Origin of the sequence: Gracilibacillus orientalis (genome assembly GCF_900114645.1) — a bacterium.
GTDB lineage: Bacteria > Bacillota > Bacilli > Bacillales > Amphibacillaceae > Gracilibacillus > Gracilibacillus orientalis.
In genome coordinates this window covers 1-17,057 of record NZ_FOTR01000005.1, presented here as the reverse complement: position 1 = coordinate 17,057, position 17,057 = coordinate 1, and the positions used below count along the sequence as shown (strand labels likewise).

19 protein-coding genes, 7 tRNA genes and 1 pseudogene are annotated in these 17,057 nt (G+C 36.0%); all 27 read right to left on the bottom strand.

The window, feature by feature from the left end; translation table 11 throughout:
• Positions 1–8: 8 nt before the first annotated feature.
• Positions 9–407, bottom strand: a complete 399-nt coding sequence (locus BM121_RS10525; RefSeq protein WP_091483599.1) for a DsrE/DsrF/DrsH-like family protein — start codon at positions 405–407, stop codon at positions 9–11.
• Positions 408–438: 31 nt separating this feature from the next.
• A complete protein-coding gene (locus tag BM121_RS10520; RefSeq protein ID WP_091483598.1) occupies positions 439–1,008 on the bottom strand; it encodes a sulfurtransferase TusA family protein in 570 nt (189 codons plus the stop codon).
• A 33-nt stretch (positions 1,009–1,041) separates the two neighbouring features.
• Positions 1,042–1,317, bottom strand: a pseudogene (locus BM121_RS22665) (rhodanese-like domain-containing protein).
• 170 nt (positions 1,318–1,487) lie between these two features.
• The gene (locus BM121_RS10510) at positions 1,488–1,748 is read right to left on the bottom strand and encodes a metal-sensitive transcriptional regulator (RefSeq protein ID WP_091483597.1); all 261 of its coding nucleotides are present in this window, start codon (positions 1,746–1,748) and stop codon (positions 1,488–1,490) included.
• A gap of 449 nt (positions 1,749–2,197) precedes the next feature.
• A complete protein-coding gene (locus tag BM121_RS10505) occupies positions 2,198–2,974 on the bottom strand; it encodes a sulfite exporter TauE/SafE family protein (protein ID WP_091483596.1) in 777 nt (258 codons plus the stop codon).
• A gap of 51 nt (positions 2,975–3,025) precedes the next feature.
• Entirely contained in the window at positions 3,026–3,253 is a 228-nt protein-coding gene (locus tag BM121_RS10500) for a sulfurtransferase TusA family protein (RefSeq protein ID WP_091483595.1), read from the bottom strand.
• 50 nt (positions 3,254–3,303) lie between these two features.
• Positions 3,304–4,431: an MBL fold metallo-hydrolase gene (locus tag BM121_RS10495; protein ID WP_091483594.1), complete on the bottom strand. Its 1,128-nt coding sequence runs from the start codon at positions 4,429–4,431 to the stop codon at positions 3,304–3,306.
• A 156-nt stretch (positions 4,432–4,587) separates the two neighbouring features.
• Positions 4,588–5,157 carry a sulfurtransferase TusA family protein gene (locus BM121_RS10490; RefSeq protein ID WP_091483593.1) on the bottom strand — a complete coding sequence of 190 codons (570 nt, stop codon included), beginning with the start codon at positions 5,155–5,157 and terminating at the stop codon, positions 4,588–4,590.
• A 48-nt stretch (positions 5,158–5,205) separates the two neighbouring features.
• Positions 5,206–5,502 carry a rhodanese-like domain-containing protein gene (locus tag BM121_RS10485; RefSeq protein ID WP_091483592.1) on the bottom strand — a complete coding sequence of 99 codons (297 nt, stop codon included), beginning with the start codon at positions 5,500–5,502 and terminating at the stop codon, positions 5,206–5,208.
• A gap of 50 nt (positions 5,503–5,552) precedes the next feature.
• Entirely contained in the window at positions 5,553–5,915 is a 363-nt protein-coding gene (locus BM121_RS10480) for a rhodanese-like domain-containing protein (RefSeq protein ID WP_091483591.1), read from the bottom strand.
• Between the two features lie 40 nt (positions 5,916–5,955).
• Positions 5,956–6,435, bottom strand: coding sequence for a DsrE/DsrF/DrsH-like family protein (locus tag BM121_RS10475; RefSeq protein WP_091483590.1), 480 nt, complete (start codon positions 6,433–6,435; stop codon positions 5,956–5,958).
• Positions 6,436–7,028: 593 nt separating this feature from the next.
• Positions 7,029–7,331: a hypothetical protein gene (locus tag BM121_RS10470; RefSeq protein ID WP_091483589.1), complete on the bottom strand. Its 303-nt coding sequence runs from the start codon at positions 7,329–7,331 to the stop codon at positions 7,029–7,031.
• Complete coding sequence (locus BM121_RS10465; RefSeq protein WP_091483588.1) at positions 7,294–7,668, bottom strand: hypothetical protein; 375 nt, start codon at positions 7,666–7,668, stop codon at positions 7,294–7,296. The genes BM121_RS10470 and BM121_RS10465 overlap by 38 nt, the downstream gene beginning before the upstream one ends.
• On the bottom strand, positions 7,652–8,269 hold the full coding sequence (locus BM121_RS10460) for a TnsA endonuclease N-terminal domain-containing protein (protein ID WP_091483587.1): 618 nt from the start codon (positions 8,267–8,269) through the stop codon (positions 7,652–7,654). The genes BM121_RS10465 and BM121_RS10460 overlap by 17 nt, the downstream gene beginning before the upstream one ends.
• 446 nt (positions 8,270–8,715) lie before the next feature.
• Complete coding sequence (glmS, locus tag BM121_RS10455; protein WP_091483586.1) at positions 8,716–10,518, bottom strand: glutamine--fructose-6-phosphate transaminase (isomerizing); 1,803 nt, start codon at positions 10,516–10,518, stop codon at positions 8,716–8,718.
• A 448-nt stretch (positions 10,519–10,966) separates the two neighbouring features.
• Positions 10,967–12,322 carry a phosphoglucosamine mutase gene (gene glmM, locus BM121_RS10450; RefSeq protein WP_091483585.1) on the bottom strand — a complete coding sequence of 452 codons (1,356 nt, stop codon included), beginning with the start codon at positions 12,320–12,322 and terminating at the stop codon, positions 10,967–10,969.
• A gap of 51 nt (positions 12,323–12,373) precedes the next feature.
• A complete protein-coding gene (locus tag BM121_RS10445) occupies positions 12,374–13,633 on the bottom strand; it encodes a CdaR family protein (protein WP_091483584.1) in 1,260 nt (419 codons plus the stop codon).
• The gene (cdaA, locus tag BM121_RS10440; protein WP_091483583.1) at positions 13,626–14,447 is read right to left on the bottom strand and encodes a diadenylate cyclase CdaA; all 822 of its coding nucleotides are present in this window, start codon (positions 14,445–14,447) and stop codon (positions 13,626–13,628) included. Before cdaA ends, BM121_RS10445 begins: the two co-directional genes overlap by 8 nt.
• Positions 14,448–14,621: 174 nt before the next feature.
• Positions 14,622–15,233, bottom strand: coding sequence for an anti-sigma factor family protein (locus BM121_RS10435; RefSeq protein WP_091483582.1), 612 nt, complete (start codon positions 15,231–15,233; stop codon positions 14,622–14,624).
• 14 nt (positions 15,234–15,247) lie between these two features.
• Entirely contained in the window at positions 15,248–15,814 is a 567-nt protein-coding gene (sigW, locus tag BM121_RS10430) for an RNA polymerase sigma factor SigW (protein ID WP_425432235.1), read from the bottom strand.
• Between the two features lie 470 nt (positions 15,815–16,284).
• A tRNA-Ala gene (locus tag BM121_RS10425) sits at positions 16,285–16,357 on the bottom strand.
• A gap of 7 nt (positions 16,358–16,364) precedes the next feature.
• Positions 16,365–16,440, bottom strand: a tRNA-Lys gene (locus tag BM121_RS10420).
• 36 nt (positions 16,441–16,476) lie between these two features.
• Positions 16,477–16,551 (bottom strand) — tRNA-Gln (locus BM121_RS10415).
• A 57-nt stretch (positions 16,552–16,608) separates the two neighbouring features.
• Positions 16,609–16,694 (bottom strand) — tRNA-Tyr (locus BM121_RS10410).
• 24 nt (positions 16,695–16,718) lie between these two features.
• Positions 16,719–16,794: transfer RNA gene (locus tag BM121_RS10405), tRNA-Thr, on the bottom strand.
• Positions 16,795–16,799: 5 nt separating this feature from the next.
• Positions 16,800–16,875 (bottom strand) — tRNA-Val (locus BM121_RS10400).
• A gap of 80 nt (positions 16,876–16,955) precedes the next feature.
• Positions 16,956–17,030 (bottom strand) — tRNA-Glu (locus tag BM121_RS10395).
• Positions 17,031–17,057: the final 27 nt, after the last annotated feature.

The following is a 17,057-nucleotide window of genomic DNA, read 5'->3' as shown; positions in this document are numbered from 1 at the left end:
TCCTTTATTTAAAATGTTAATGACGTGTTTGCATCTTTCGCATATTCAATAAAGGTAGCAGCGCCACCTACTTCAACTCCTTCAACAAATACCTCTTTATCTAAACTCATAACGTCCATTGTCATTTGGCATGCGATTAATTTAATCCCCATTTCTTGCGCCATTGACACCATTTCTTCAATTGCCGGAACATTCTCACGTTCAAATCCCTCTTGGAAGTGTTCTTTTCCTTCTGGAAGCGGGAGGTTTTTATGTGCCTCCTTATGAATTAAATTCAATCCCTCAAAGGTAAAGAAAATACCTACTTCTGCATCAGATGCCGCAGCTGCAAGTGCTACGTTAAATACTTTATAAGCATCAAAACGTCCTCCGTTTGCAGCTATGATTGCAACTTTTGTATTAGCCATTTATTATTCCTCCTATATTGTTGTGTTCTTATTAATTGCCTTCAGTTGGGCCTTCCCAATTTGTCATGCCTGGCACTACATTTTTCACACTCTGAAAACCTTTTTCCGTAAGCTTTTGTGCAGCTAAGTCACTTCTACTACCTGTTCGGCAAATAACATGTATATCTTGTTCTTTGTTAATCTCTTCAAAACGTTCTTCTAATTCACTTAGGGGTATATTCACTGCGCCAGGGATATGACCAAAGGCATATTCAGCAGGCTCACGAACATCAAGAACAGAAATAGCTTCTTCCCCTTCTACTTTGTTGTGAAGCTCCTCAATATCTAGCACATCCTCATGTTTGGTCTCACCTTTTGTCTCCTCTTCGCTAGCTTTTCGTAAATAGTGTTTCAATACATCACCGTCTTCTACTGTTCCAAGATATTGATGCCCTGTACTTTCTGCCCACGCTTTGATGTCAGCAGTTGATCCTTTATCTGTTGCTTGAACTTCCATGACCTGACCTGCTTCTAAATTTGTAATTGCTTTTTTTGTTTTAACAATAGGCATTGGACAGGCTAAGCCTTTTGCATCTAACACTTCATTCGCTGTAATGCTCACCAATATTCCTCCTTATTTCTCAACTTTATGTTTCTAGCTCAACATGCCGCCTTCCATATTCGTAACGTCATAACCTTCATTCTTTAAGAAAGCACATGCTTACCACTTCTAACTCTTGAGCGACACACCATATAATGATGTTCATTTTTATCAATTTCATTTAAACGCTCTGGAAGTTCACCTAAAGGTATATATTTAGCACCAGGAATTTTACCTTGTGCACTTCCGCATCTTTCCGAACATCAATAATCTCAATTTTTCTCCTGCTTTAACTTTCACAGCTAATTCTTTTGCTGATATAGCTTTCATCGCTATTTTCCCCCTATTGAATTTATATTATTAACAAAAACATACCACCAAGGGTATTATTAAAACTAAAAAAATATACATGCATGGGTATTATTTTTCTGTTTAAAAAAGGTCACCTAATTATATTTAGATTGGACCTCTTTTATAATAAAAAATATTTAATAGTCAATTTATCTACTCTTCACAAGTAAATTTACCGCTTCTTTTATTAAGTCTTCTGAGCTTCCACCAGCTTGTTTTTCGTCACGAATACACTGTTCAAGGTTTGTACTAACAATTAAAGCTGCTGTACGATCTAAAGCACTTCTTACAGCAGACATCTGTGTTACTACATCTCTACAATCTTTTTGCTCTTCCATCATTTTCATCAAACCTCTAACTTGTCCTTCAATTCTTTTCATTCTATTTTTCATTTGATCATTGTACTCCACAATAGTAGTCCTCCTTCATTATACTAGGGCAACAATAGAGAGCTATATGAAATCCTATTTTCTTTAAAAACCTCATACTAAGTTGCTTCAATTTGGTCTTAAGCCATTATTTTTTATCTATTGAAAGATCAACATAATGTCGTTTTCAAATAGAAGAGACCCATTGATTGTCCCCCTATTATCCTAATCTCACGTTATTATATACTCCTCCAGGTATTTAGAAAAGTAAATACCAAATACAACTGCAATAATTATAACAAATAATCCAAGGAGTAGAAACGACAAATCAAGTTCTTCCAACTAGCAGCTTCTACTAGTTACACATGAAATACTTTAAATTGTCCGTCACCCAACAATGTATGAATATGATTAATTTTAACATCACTTTTTAAATACTGGAAACTATATTCATCCATTAATTAATTTCCTCCTTCCCTTTTGAATCCATTTTAAATTATATCCATCCATATCTTAATAGCCGTTCCAGCTATTAGTAATGATAATATAACTTGTAACACCTTCGTATTTACTTTCTTACCAGTATTTGCACCTAGTGGCGAAGCAATTAAACTAGCGATGATCATAATTGCTGCTGGAAAGTAGTCGACCTGTCCTGTTGTGATTTTTCCTACTGTTGCACCAATTGATGAGATAAAAGTAATCGCTAAAGATGAAGCAATCGTCATACGTGTAGGAACATTAAGAACTACAAGCATAATCGGAACTAATAAAAACGCGCCCGCTGCCCCAACAATTCCCGCTCCGATACCAACTATTAAAGCAAGGGAGGCTGCCAACCATTTGTTGAATTCAACTTGATCTAATGGTATATCATCAATTCCTTTTTTAGGAACAAACATCATAATAGCAGCGATTAATGCTAATATCCCATAGGTTAGGTTTATTCCACCCTCAGATAATAAACTAGAGCCGTATGCACCAATAAAACTACCTATAAGAATACTAATACCCATATAAGCAATAAGCTTTTTATTTAAATAGCCACCTTTTCGATAAGCCCATACGCCTCCAATAGTTGCAAACAATACTTGAACAGCACTAATTCCTGATACTTCATGCGCTGTCAATGCTGTCACACCAAATAATGGTGGAATATATAACAGCATTGGATATTTAATAATGGAACCACCAATACCGAGCATTCCTGATACATAAGATCCGACAAAACCAATTAAGAATATCGTAATGATAAAAGCAAAGTCCATTTTTTCCTCCCCCCTAAGTAAAGGGAACCATTGTTCATGGTCCCCTTTTATTTAACTTTTCTTAATCCAAAACTTTAATACATCATTTTCTTCTGTATCTTTTAATAGCTCATGGCCTCCAGATTTTGCCCATGCTGCAAGATCACTTTTTGCACCTTTATCTGTTGCTTGAATTTCCAAGATCTCGCCAGTTTCTAATTCATTCATTGCCTTCTTTGTTCTTACGATTGGCATTGGGCATGCTAACCCTTTTGCGTCTAATACTTTTGATACGTCCATTTTATCTTCCTCCTAAATGATTTTTTCCTTCATAATTGCGAAATTAACTATTAACGTACGGCGCAACGGTTTGGTCCAATTTCCATTTCTCTTTGTTTTTCTTCTTCAGGTGTAATTTTACCCCTATTTATTTCACGAATTTCCTGGTAAGCATTCGGTTGTGGCGGTAAGTTTTCCGTCACTAATCTTCTAAATTCGGCTTCATCTTCAATGTTTAGACCGTGGTTTTTTGCAAATAGTTTACCCAGTTTTTCAGCTACACTTCCATCCTCATTTAATTCATCGATGATCATAAAGTGTGCTGGTAAAACAACTAGTTCCTCTGATAATGCTCTGTAACGAGAATATAAACTTTCTTTTAAGTCTCCAACCCAATCTTCAGCTTTCCCTGCTAGGTCGGGTCTTCCAATAGAATCTATGAATAATATATCACCAGATAATAGGAATTTCTCATCTACGACAAAAGATGTGGAACCAATTGTGTGTCCTGGTGAATATAGGGCATGAATATCAATTGCAGTATTCCCAATTGTTACAACACTTCCACCTTCTAAGGCTGCATATTCAAAGGTTACTTCTTGTGCATCTTTAGGAGGTAACCAGTATGTTGCACCTGTTTGTTCAGCAATTTTCCTTCCTCCTGAGATGTGATCTGCATGAAGGTGGGTATCAAACACGTTTGTAATCTTTACTCCTTTACTTGTAGCAAAATTTACAAAAATATCTGTCATACGTGTTGTATCAATAATTGCCGCCTCCCCATTTGAAATAACCATGTAAGAAAGGCAACCTTTACCAATGCGAACAAATTGATATATTTCTCCACCGTCTTTCAAATTTCCAACTTTAACAGGTTCCAAGTGTTCACTCCAAGCTTTCATACCGCCTTGTAAATAAGACACTGTTAATCCTGCTTCAGATAGCATTTCTGCTACCATTACAGAAGAGCCTTCTTTGGCACAAACTACTAAGATTTCTTTATTAGAAGGAATCTTATCTAGAATTTCTTCTACTCCATCTAAAAGTTCAAAATAAGGAATGTTCAAGTATTCAAAGTATTCTCCTTCAATCTTCCAATCTTCAAATGCATCTTCATTACGAACATCTAAAATAAATAATTCTTCTTTATTAAAAACCTTTTGTGTCACCTGATGTGCTGTCATCATGTTTACAGCCATTTAAATTACCCCCTACGGTATTATTTGTTGTAAAAAAATATAGTTAATTCTTCAAAGCATCCATAATACTGTTTGGATCAAAACCTAAAACCCACGTACCTTTCATGGGCAATGTGTTGTTGTATATACAGTAATATTCGCCAGAACATTACCTCCTTAGTTTTCTAGTTTTGTTGTTTCTCTAGTCCACTTAATCATCCCCGGTAATACATTAACAACATTCTTAAAACCAATTTCCACCAATTTTTGTGCGGCTAAATCACTTCTACTTCCAGTACGGCATACAACATAGATTTCATCATCTTTGTTTAACTCGTTTATACGGTCTTCCAATTCCCCTAATGGAATCGAAACTGCACTTGGAATGTGGTTAAAGGCATGTTCTGCTGACTCCCTTACATCAAGAACCACAATATTTTCAGATAACTTTGATGCTAGTTCTTCATTTGTAGCAGTATTTGGATGTTTTTTTTCAATTGTTTCTTCATCAGATGCTTTTCTTAAATAGTGTTTTAGAGTGTCACCTTCCTCTTGTGTCCCTAAATATTGATGTCCAGAACTGTTGGCCCAAGCCTCGATATCAGCTTTTGATCCTTTATCGGTTGCTTGCACTTCAATCACTTGCCCTGCTTCTACATCTTTCATTGCTTTTTTTGTTTTAACAATAGGAATCGGGCAAGCTAGACCTGTAGCATCCAACACCACATTTGCTTTTAATAAATCCATAACACAACCTCCTAATACCTGTGCAAGTATATTTGTAATCAAAAAATTTTATTCTGTTTGGCCTTCCCACGCCAGCATTCCGCCAGTCATGTTGATTACGTTGAACCCTTGGCTTTCTAGAAATTGTACGGCACGACCACTTCTACCACCAGAACGACAAACCATAACATATTTCTTTGATTTATCTAATTCATGCATTCGAAATTCTAATAAACCTAGTGGAATGTTTATTGCTCCTATGATCTTCTCTTGAGTTACTTCATCAACCTCACGTACATCAATAATATTTATGTCTTTATTTTCTTCTATTAAATTTTGAAGTTCTTTAGTTGAAATTTTTTTCATAATAACATCTCCTTTCTTATTTAAATTTTCATGGATTCTTATCACTCAGACTATCTCCAGGCATTCATGCCACCTTTAACGTTTGTTACATTGGTGAATCCTAATTTCTTTAGATTTTTTGATGCTTTTTGACTTCTCATTCCACTTTGACAAATTACAACTACCTCTTTATCAGTTGAAAGTTCATTTGTTGCTTTTTCCCCTAGGGTATGAAGTGGAATATTTTTAAAACCTCTAATATTATTCCCTTTAAATTCTGCTGGTGTTCGCACATCAACAAATTGCTTATTTTTATCTTTTAGTTTTGTTTTGAGTTCCGTTGTTGAGATATTTTTGATTCCTTTAACGGGAATAAATCGTTTTACAATAAAAAACAGTATTAACGCATAAATAACATAATTTAAATATTCCATTTTATCGTCCTCCAACTGATGAAGGAAAAATCCATCATTATTATATAAACAAGTTTACATTTCCATCTTCTGCGTCACCAAGATAAGCTGCAACCCCAGCATAATCAATACCATCTAATAGTTCTTCTTTTTGCAGTCCTAATAAATCCATTGTCATCGTGCAAGCAACTAACTTAACATCTTGTTCTTGAGACATCTCAATTAAATTCGGTAAACTCATCACGTTATGCTCTTTCATGACATCTTTGATCATCTTAGGCCCGACACCCGCAAAATTCATCTTAGAAAGGCCCATTTTATCTACACCTCTTGGCATTATTTTGCCAAACATTTTTTCCACAAAACCTTTTTTTACTTCAATATTTTCATCTTTTCTTAGAGCATTTAAGCCCCAAAACGTATGAAAAATAGTAACTTCATGGTCATAGGCAGCTGCACCATTCGCAATAATATATGCTGCCATTGCTTTATCGTAATCACCACTGAATAGAACAATGGTTGTTTTTTTCTTTTCTGACATGTTAATCCTCCTATTTTGTGTGCTTTTTTTAACCTAAATTACCCTTACCCCTACAGGTATATAAAATGATAAAATAAAAAGTGGGTGTCAACCCTCTTTTAAAAATTTACATTTGATGAACAGAACCGGTGTCCATCTGACTAACCCTATAATATACCCTGGCAGGTATTTTGTCAACAATGAAATTTATTTACATATGGTATAACTTATATCTTTTCTCCTGAAATTATTAATTCCTGTTAAAGCTTTATTTATTATTCATCCTGCTAAAAATTAATTTCTCAATTATCGATTTCCACTCATGATTAATTTCATCCCAGCTATTTCCCCAGTTTTCATTAATAAATTTATATATATTCAGAAACTAAATAAACATCTGCTATCGTTGCATCAATCTGAAATCTTGTACCCGGACCAAATGTTTCATAAGTTGAAGAACCTAGAATTTCACGAAATTGTTTCTCAAATTTATTTAAGCCAACTCTAGATGCCCTTTTTTGACGATCGTTATATTCTGTATTCAGAAAGTACCTGGTATTGCAACATTATCACTAATTATTAGCTTCTCTTGACCGTCCTCATAATAAAAATCCTTAGCAAAAAAACTCTCGAACCATCATTTTATGAGCAAAAGGAATGCTATTTTTATTTTGATTAAAATAATATTTCCTAAGCGTAATTCTGAATACCCTTTTAATTTTCTCGTCTACAACTACTTTTGATTCGAATTCAGAAAATTTACTAGTCCCACCCATTTTTTTCTTAGCTACTTTTGGTTTTCCCTTTCCACCAGAATTACTGTAATCTGCAATTAAAGCATTCGGTGTTTTCCCTCTTTGCCAATATCTTCTTAGGTAGCTATAAAGCGAAACCTTTGTTATATTGTGTTTTTCCATTAGTCCACCAATGATTTTTGCCTCTTGTTTCAGATATGTAAATTTCCGGTTCCTGATTCACAGCATCTTTTATAGTTTTCCATGCTGTGTTCCTCAACTCTAAGGCTCTTTTACTAACCTCTTCTTCATTTACTATCCTCGTACTATTCTTTTCTTTTACTAATACTCCCAGTAATATATCTTCGGCTATTGCATCCACCGTTCTTAGAAAAGGTAAAGCCTTTTTATTATCTATTTCGATTAAATATGTATAGCTATTTTTACTGTCTGTCCATAAAACCCTGTATCTTTTACTCTCCTTTACATTTGCTAAAATTTCATTAGAATATATTTTCATGTTTTAATGTCCCTTCTTCTAGACTTAATCCCATATATTTAAGATTTCCAATATCCATCCTGTAGTTTATTTTCTGCATTATATCCAATGTAATGGCTTTATTAGCCAATAAATGTTTAAACAGAGCCAATGCGCTTCCAGCTTCCAAATTATACTTGGAATCAAATGAATTTAAAGCTTTTAATAATACGCCTTCCTGCTCTAGTAGTTCTCTATACAGAGTTTCAGCCAACAATTTTTCTTTATCATCTAAGTTATAATGCTGATGAAGTTGTTCAATATTTCTGCATAGGTCAATTGGAATATCAAGCTCAGTCATAATTCTCCAGTCAACATCTTCATCCTCCCAATACTGCCTTTCAATTTCTAATTTTTCTATAACACGTTTATCATTTAATTGGTTTGCTGGCTTAATGGACCTTGCAATATAACTTATTCCACTCTGTCCATTTAAAGTTATTAAAAAGTCAGTTGTCATTACAATGGGGGTTCCATTTGCTTTTTCAATTGAATGGTTAATTTGTTTCTTAACTGCTATTTTGGTTTTTTTCTCTCTATCTAAAGGATACTGTTCTCTAATATCAATTACATTCTCTGCCAATTATCCCCCACAATTAATCTCTTTCCGTCCCAAAATCCCCCTCAATCCCTTACCACCGTTACTCTCAACCTTGTTTTCCTATTTCTTACACGTAATTAATGTTTTTCCGTAAAACTGCCGATTTTGACCCGAAACACACCCCGCGAAATTTGTCGAACGGTAACTTTGTTTTTCCGCAATAGAAAAAAACTGAATGAAGATAAAAAAAGAACAGAAGAAAAAGGATATCCTTCTCTTCTGCTCTAAACCTCTATAAATCAAGTTTTATCCGATGCTGAACCATTTCATTATCACTTCATTTTTCTCTCACATCTTCTCCAAAAGTCTCTCTCAAATGCTCTTTCCTTTCCAATTCACGGAAAAACATTAATTGTGGGTGACAAAAAGACATTTCAGTATAGAACTTTTTTTTCATGCTACAAATAAAAATCTTCTTATAAGTCTAACTACTCCACCGTCACAGACTTAGCTAAGTTTCTTGGCTTATCAACATCACACTCGCGATGAAGTGCTGCGTAGTAAGAAAGTAATTGCATTGGAACCACACTTACTAATGGTGTTAGTAGTTCATGGACTTGTGGTAAGACAAATTGGTCACTATCATTTTCCAGACCTTTCATACTTACGACACAAGTGTTAGCTCCACGTGCTGCAACTTCCTGTACGTTACCGCGAATCGAAAAGTTGACATTGCCTTGCGTTGAGATAGCTATAACTGGTGTTCCATCTTCTATTAGAGCAATCGTACCATGCTTTAATTCTCCGCCAGCAAAGCCTTCTGCTTGAATATATGAAATTTCTTTTAACTTCAATGCCGCTTCCTGAACAACAAAGTAGTCCATGCCGCGACCGATATAGAAGGCATTTCTTGATGTTTCAAACATTTCTTTTGCAATACGCTCAAATTCTTCCTTTTGATCCGTTAATGTCTCCATGGCACTTGATACAATACCAAGTTCCTGGAGCGGATCAAATGATAGATCAATACCTTTTGCTCTGGCACTATCTACCGCCAGAATAGCTAACACAGCAATTTGTGCTGTATATGCTTTTGTTGATGCTACCGCAATTTCTGGACCTGCATGTAAATGCAAGGTATAGTCTGCTTCACGAGAAAGGGTTGAACCAGGCACATTAGTAAGCGTCAATGCCGGGTGTCCTAAAGCTTTTGTTTGTACTAATACCGAACGACTATCTGCTGTTTCCCCACTTTGAGAAATGAAAATAAATAATGGGTTTTCAGATAACAGAGGCATATTATAAGAGAACTCACTTGCAATATGCACTTCCACAGGGATATTAGCCAATTGTTCAATAAATTGCTTCCCCACTAATCCAGCATGATAACTTGTTCCCGCTGCAATAATATAGATACGATCCGATTTCTTCATCGCTTTACGGATATCTTTATCTAATTTTATTGTATCATTTTTATCTTGATACTCTTGAATGATTTTACGGATAACAAATGGCTGTTCGTCAATTTCTTTTAACATAAAGTGTGGATAGGTTCCTTTTTCCGTATCAGAAGCATCGATTTCAGCTACATACGCTTCACGCTCTACAACTGCTCCATCTAACTTCTGGATTTCCACACGGTCACGTTGAACCAATACAACTTCTTTATCTTCAATTTCCACATAACGATTCGTTTCTTTTAATGTTGCCATCGCGTCACTTGCTACTACATTAAAACCATTACCTAAACCGATAAGTAATGGACTTTTATTTTTGGCAACATAAACAAGGTCAGGATTTTGATTATCAATTAAAGCAATGGCATAAGATCCTTTTAGAACAGATAAAGCTTTACGGAAACCACTTAATACATCATTCGTCTCACTAGCGAGTTGTTCAATTAACTGCACGACGATCTCTGTATCTGTTTCACTTTTCAATGTAACGCCAACTAAATATTCATCTCGAATCTCATTGTAATTCTCGATTACACCGTTATGAACTAATGTGAAACGGCCTGATCCACTTTGGTGAGGGTGCGCATTGTCTTCACTTGGCTCACCATGTGTTGCCCAACGAGTATGTCCGATCCCCATTGTCGCCATCACATCTTGGTCTACCTTGTCACGTAACGCTGCAATTCGTCCTTTTACTTTTGTCACATTTACACCATTATCATTTAATAAAGCAATACCTGCAGAATCATATCCTCGATACTCTAATTTCTCTAACCCTGTTAATAAAATTTCCTTTGAATCATTTGCTCCAATAAATCCTACAATACCGCACATAGCGTTGTTTCCTCCTTATAATAAGGGGCAAACAAACGACCATTGAACTTATTTGTTACAAGGGGCGTCTATCTGCCCCTTTCTCGTGTTTGTTTCGTTCATCTTATTTTTATTCTTGTACCAAGAAGTTGCCTTCCTGTTTTCGAATAAAAACATATCAGTTGAGATGTACAACCGGGAGGCATCCGCCGATCATCCTCGATAAACCTCCACCTCGTCAGCTATTGATTATTTCGTTCATCATAGCCCAGGCGCTTTAATTACAATTCTTCTTTCTATACTCCTTTCTAATTTTGAGTACGTCGTTAATGAAAACGACTCTTTTATTTTACTTTAAAAGATCTTTATAAGCAATATTTATCGTAAAAGATCTACTACATTTCTATGCGCTATCTATACTATTAGTGATAAAAAATGAAGCTATGGGGGTTTCCCATAGCTTCATTTTTTATTCTTGATCTTCCATTCCCATTACTTGCTGGATTACTTCTACAACAGCATCGACATAATGGTTACAGTCTTCTAATGTTGGTGCTTCCACCATAACACGAACTAAAGGCTCGGTCCCAGAAGGACGTACTAAAACACGTCCTTGGTCACCCATCTTTGCCTCTACTTTATCTATAGCATTAAGTACCGTTTGATTTGTCATCACTTCATTCTTCTTTACTACACGAACATTCTTTAGTACCTGCGGGAATTTTTTCATTTCACTAGCTAGTTCTGATAATGACTTACCTGTCTCTCTCATTACATTTACTAGTTGTAATGCAGATAACATCCCATCACCAGTAGTAGTATAATCTAAGAAAATGATGTGACCAGATTGTTCCCCGCCAAGGTTATAACCACCCTTGCGCATTTCTTCCATTACGTAACGATCTCCAACGGCTGTTTTATTGCTTTTCATTTCATTCGCTTCTAATGCTTTGTAAAAACCGATATTACTCATAACCGTAGACACAACGGTCGAATGACGCAATATTCCTTGTCTATTTAAATAATTTCCGATAATAAACATGATTTGATCGCCATCAACCATATTTCCTTTTTCGTCAACAGCAATTAAACGGTCTCCATCACCATCAAAGGCAAGACCGATATCTGCACTTTTTTCCATCACAAGTGCTTGTAATTTCTCAGGATGAGTAGAGCCGATATTATCATTAATATTTAATCCATTAGGTGATGAACCAATGGTTGAAATATCTGCTTCTAAATCAGCAAAAAGATGTGATGCAAGTCCTGATGTTGCACCATGCGCACAATCTAATGCGATATGTATACCATCAAATTCATTATCAATTGTTTCTTTTAAATATTGAATATATTTCTGTCCACCTTCAAGGTAATCATTTACCTGACCTACATCTTCTCCCACTGGTCGCGGCAAATCATCTGTATCCATATCCAATAACCCTTCAATTTCTGCTTCTTGTTCATCTGATAATTTAAAACCATCAGAACCAAAGAATTTTATTCCATTATCCTCAACTGGATTGTGAGAAGCAGAGATCATTACACCTGCTTGCGCATTCATTACTTTTGCCAAATAAGCGACACCTGGTGTAGAAATAACACCTAGTCGCATAACCTCAGCACCAATCGAAAGAAGACCAGCAACTAACGCTCCTTCTAACATATTCCCAGAAATACGTGTATCACGGCCTATTAGCACTTTAGGTTTATTAGCTTCTTTTGTTAACACATATCCACCATATCGTCCCAGGTTAAACGCTAATTCAGGTGTCAGATCTTTATTTGCGACGCCACGGACACCATCCGTTCCAAAATATTTACCCATTCCAAATCTCTCCTTTTACATTACTTATCCAATTAAGTTCAGTTTTATGAATTATTCTTCTTGTTCGATGTCTACTGTTACTTGTTCATATTCCCATTCGAATTCTACCCCTTCTGGGATATCTTCCGGTGTAACGAGTTCAACTGGAAGCTCATGTTCACCAGGAGCAAGATCTCCAATATCAATTGTAAAACGGAGATCTTCTACTGTTATATCTGACAAATCTGATGGAAAGCCTCTCATGGTGATATTCATACTATTGGTATCTGGCTCGCTAAATGATACAGAAAGCTCGTCTACTTCATCATCATATTCAATCGGGACGTCCTCTACCGTTTCTTCCTCTACTGTTTCTACTTCTACATTAACATTGACTGTCTCACTATTTATCTTTCTAACATCTGAAGATATTGCTAATGGGGCTTCGATCGTGCCACTTTCAGAAATTTGACTTAAATCAATTGGTTCTGTCTCAATTTCTTCTAATTGATCTAAATAGCTTTCTGCAGCAAATACTTTCACTTCTTCTGTTTCTAATTCCATCGAAGTTAAACGAACATCTTCTGGTACTTCATTTTCCGATTGGAGTGATATCGGGACGGTTTTATTTGGATTTTTCATATCCACAGACACATCGACTGTTGGTGGATCGATTCTTACATTTAATTCATTTCCTTGACCATCATAAACTTTTACAGGGACATTTTCGATTGTCTCTGATTCACTGTAACCACTGACATCGACAAACCCTTTTACTATCGCTATTTTATCTATAATGTTTTTTGAACTGGTAACTTCTACTTGCTCTGGATCAGCATAGACATTGGCAACTTCATATCCCTCTTCCACCATGTCTCTATTCACCGTATCTATCGTAACATTAAATTTCTGACTGGCCCTTTCTTCTATTGTTACTTCTACTTCTTGTGGTTCAATGTAGACATTGAGTCGGTCTGGAATACCTGAATATTCGAGTGGAACCATATGTGTACCTGTGCCTAAATCTTCGAGGTCTACAAACACATCAAAGTTACGTTGTAATACGGTCGATGTTACCAAGCTAACCGATCCTTGCAAGGAAACAGTTATGGTTTCTGGCACTCCACTTACAACATATTTCTCTTGATCAATTTGTGTTTGAACAGGCACATCATCCAATGTCTGTGTTTCGTTAGTAGTACCAAATGATAACTCAAATCCATCGTCATTATCATAAAACTTCTCATCAAATGCAACGACCACAAAAAGCAAAACGGAAAGTATCAAGGCAACAACTCTTATAACCCATGGTTTTTCCAACCACTTATTCATTTTTTTTACCCCTCCAATTCCATGCCTTCGTCGTTGAGGTTTTAAATTTTCTCACTAATTCGGTTTCTAAGATATCTGCTAATTGTTCCGTCGTCAGATTACGGTGTAACTCGCCATTTTTCGTACACGATACATCTCCAGTTTCCTCTGATACAATAATCGTAATGGCATCTGTTACTTCACTAATACCTAGCGCTGCTCTGTGCCGCGTTCCCAATTCTTTCGATATAAATGGACTTTCAGACAATGGTAAATAACAGGCCGCCGCTACAATTTCATCTCGGCTGATGATAACAGCACCATCATGTAAAGGCGTATTTGGAATAAATATATTCGTTAACAATTGATTAGTTAAATTCCCATTAATCGGGATACCAGTTGATACATAATCACCCATTGCAGTTTCTCGTTCTATCGTAATCAAAGCTCCAATTCTTCTCTTGGCCATGTATTTACAAGAAGCTACAATTGCTTCAATCGATTGATTAAGTTCTTCCTCCTCGGAAGTTGTATTTCGAGAAAAAAAGCTTCCTCTTCCTAATTGCTCCAGCGCTCTTCTTAATTCTGGCTGGAATAAGATAATAATTCCTAGAGGTCCCCACATAATCACTTGCCAAATAATCATGCGTACTGTACTTAAATCGAATAATACACTCGCAAGATAAATGATAATGACAACGAAGATACCTTTTAATAATTGGATCGCTTTCGTACCACGAATTAGCATTAATAATTTATATAAAACATACCAAACAATGGCAATATCTGTGATGATTTTGACAATATCAAGTACGTTCATGTCACCATTAAGCATGCAAACACAACCTTATGTCCATCTGAATCCTCTTCCTTATCTCTATTGTAGTTATTTTTCATTATAACATATGTTTTATATAACCATTAAATAAATGTAATATTTTCTATTTGTTTTAAACATGCAAAGACAGTGACACTTATTCATCAAAATAAGAGTCACTGTCTTCTCTTGTTAGTCCAAACTAAAAACACTTTCAGTAAGGTCTTTTAGTTTATACCACATCCAATTAAATATTTGATCTACCTCTTTAATTTCTCCTGCTATTTTACCTGCAGAGGCAGATAGATGCTTCCCATTTATAAGAACAACATCACCTAAGACTTTTCCTTCCACTTTCACATTGGCATTCTTTATTTCAAGATCATCTTCTATAACCACATCTTTCGGGACAATAACAGTATCATTTTCTACAATTAAATTTTGACCCTTAGGATAACTTAATTGATGTTGATCTTGATTCCATGCGGAAAAAGTCCCACTAAACATCAAGATAAAGAAGATGGCAGCTGCTGTTAGCATTGGATGTAGCTTCATCCATCTTTTCGCCGACATACGCTTCTTCTCTTTCGGCAATTGTGCCATTACATTACTAGTAAAGTCCTTTGAAGGTTTTAATTCGATGTTTGCTGTCACTAATGCTACCGTTCTTTTTAATTCTTGAAAATGTGTTTGGCAAGCTTCACATGATTGTAAATGGGAGCGTAATCGCTGTTCATCCGTTTCCGTTATAGCACCATCTAAATACTGATGCATCAATTCAACAATTTCTTTATTACATTTCATTTCACTCACACCCCTTAAACATGGCGAAGCCTTTTTCTAAGAGCTTCTCTGCCTCTGTGGATTCTCGTTTTGACTGTCCCCACTGGCATTTCCAGTATTTCACTAATTTCCTTTAGAGATAGCTCATCTAAAAAACGTAAAGCGATTATACTCCGATATTTTGCAGGGAGTTGCATTATTTCATTTTGGATATAACTTTGCATTTCTAAACTCTCTACCTCTTCTTCTGGCAGAGCTTGTTCAGCCGGTAATTGTGCATATAAATCTAATCCATCTGTTCCTTTTATTTCAGCATCAAGATAAAAATCTGGTTTCTTCTTACGTATTCTGTCGATTGTTAAGTTTGTTGCAATCCGAAAAAGCCAAGTTGAAAATTTTCGATTTTCATCGAATGACTGAATGTTAAGATACGCTCGAATAAAAGCTTCCTGTGAGATATCTTCTGCCTCTTGTTTATTTCCAATCATACGATAACATATAGCAAAGACTTTATTTTGATAGAATGCAACAATGTCTTCGAATGCTGATTGGTCTCCCTTTTTTACTGATTTTATATTTTGCTTCAATTTTTCCTCAATCATCTAATTACCTCCGCTACATTTGCGGTTACTTTAATTACGAGATACCCCAAAGAAAAGTTTCATTTATTTTATAATTTTTTTGATACCTTTTTGTTTTTCTAATCAAAAATATTATACCAAGAAAATGTACATTTTTGTTGATACATGACAAATTTTCACAAAAAAACAGGAAGCTTTAAACTAAGAAGAGTAAATAGTTTTATAGTTTTGGATAATAAGATATAGAATTTACCCTAATACGTAAATATACTTACGCTTCCGGGAAGCCTTTTCGCATGATGTTGGCAGAACCACTCTCCTTTTTCATCAAGGAATAGCACAAATAGTGAATGATCGTATTGAAACAATCTTCTGAAGAAAACAAGAGATATTGCACCTCATTTTGTTGATTACAATGAAAAAGTATTATTCAAAAAAGCGGTTTTCCAAAATTGATGGAAAACCGCTTTTCTAGTAAACTTTTAAAATAATGGAGCCTAGCGGGATCGAACCGCTGACCTCCTGCGTGCAAAGCAGGCGCTCTCCCAGCTGAGCTAAGGCCCCTTAAAACTGGTGAGCCATGGAGGATTCGAACCTCCGACCCTCTGATTAAAAGTCAGATGCTCTACCAACTGAGCTAATGGCTCTAATGAGTTTCGTAATTATTTTTTGGCATAAAAAAATGGCTGGGCTAGCTGGATTCGAACCAGCGCATGACGATACCAAAAACCGTTGCCTTACCGCTTGGCTATAGCCCAACAATGGAAATGAAGTGTACAAAAAATAGTATATACACTTAGAGAAATTTTATACAATGGTGGAGGGAGTAGGACTCGAACCTACGAACCCGATGGGAGCGGATTTACAGTCCGCCGCGTTTGGCCAACTTCGCTATCCCTCCATGCATAAATATTATGACATTACCTGGTGCCGGCCAGAGGACTTGAACCCCCAACCTACTGATTACAAGTCAGTTGCTCTACCAATTGAGCTAGACCGGCTAAAATGGTGGAGGATGCAGGGCTCGAACCTGCGACATCTTGCTTGTAAGGCAAGTGCTCTCCCAGCTGAGCTAATCCTCCGACGCACAAAAAGTGCTAGTGCACGTTTTGCGACAGGAAGTCGCGTTCTTAACATGCCATCCTAACATAATTGATATAAATGGTGACCCGTACGGGATTCGAACCCGTGTTACCGCCGTGAAAGGGCGGTGTCTTAACCACTTGACCAACGGGCCTGTACTATAAGTCTCATAAAAATAGCA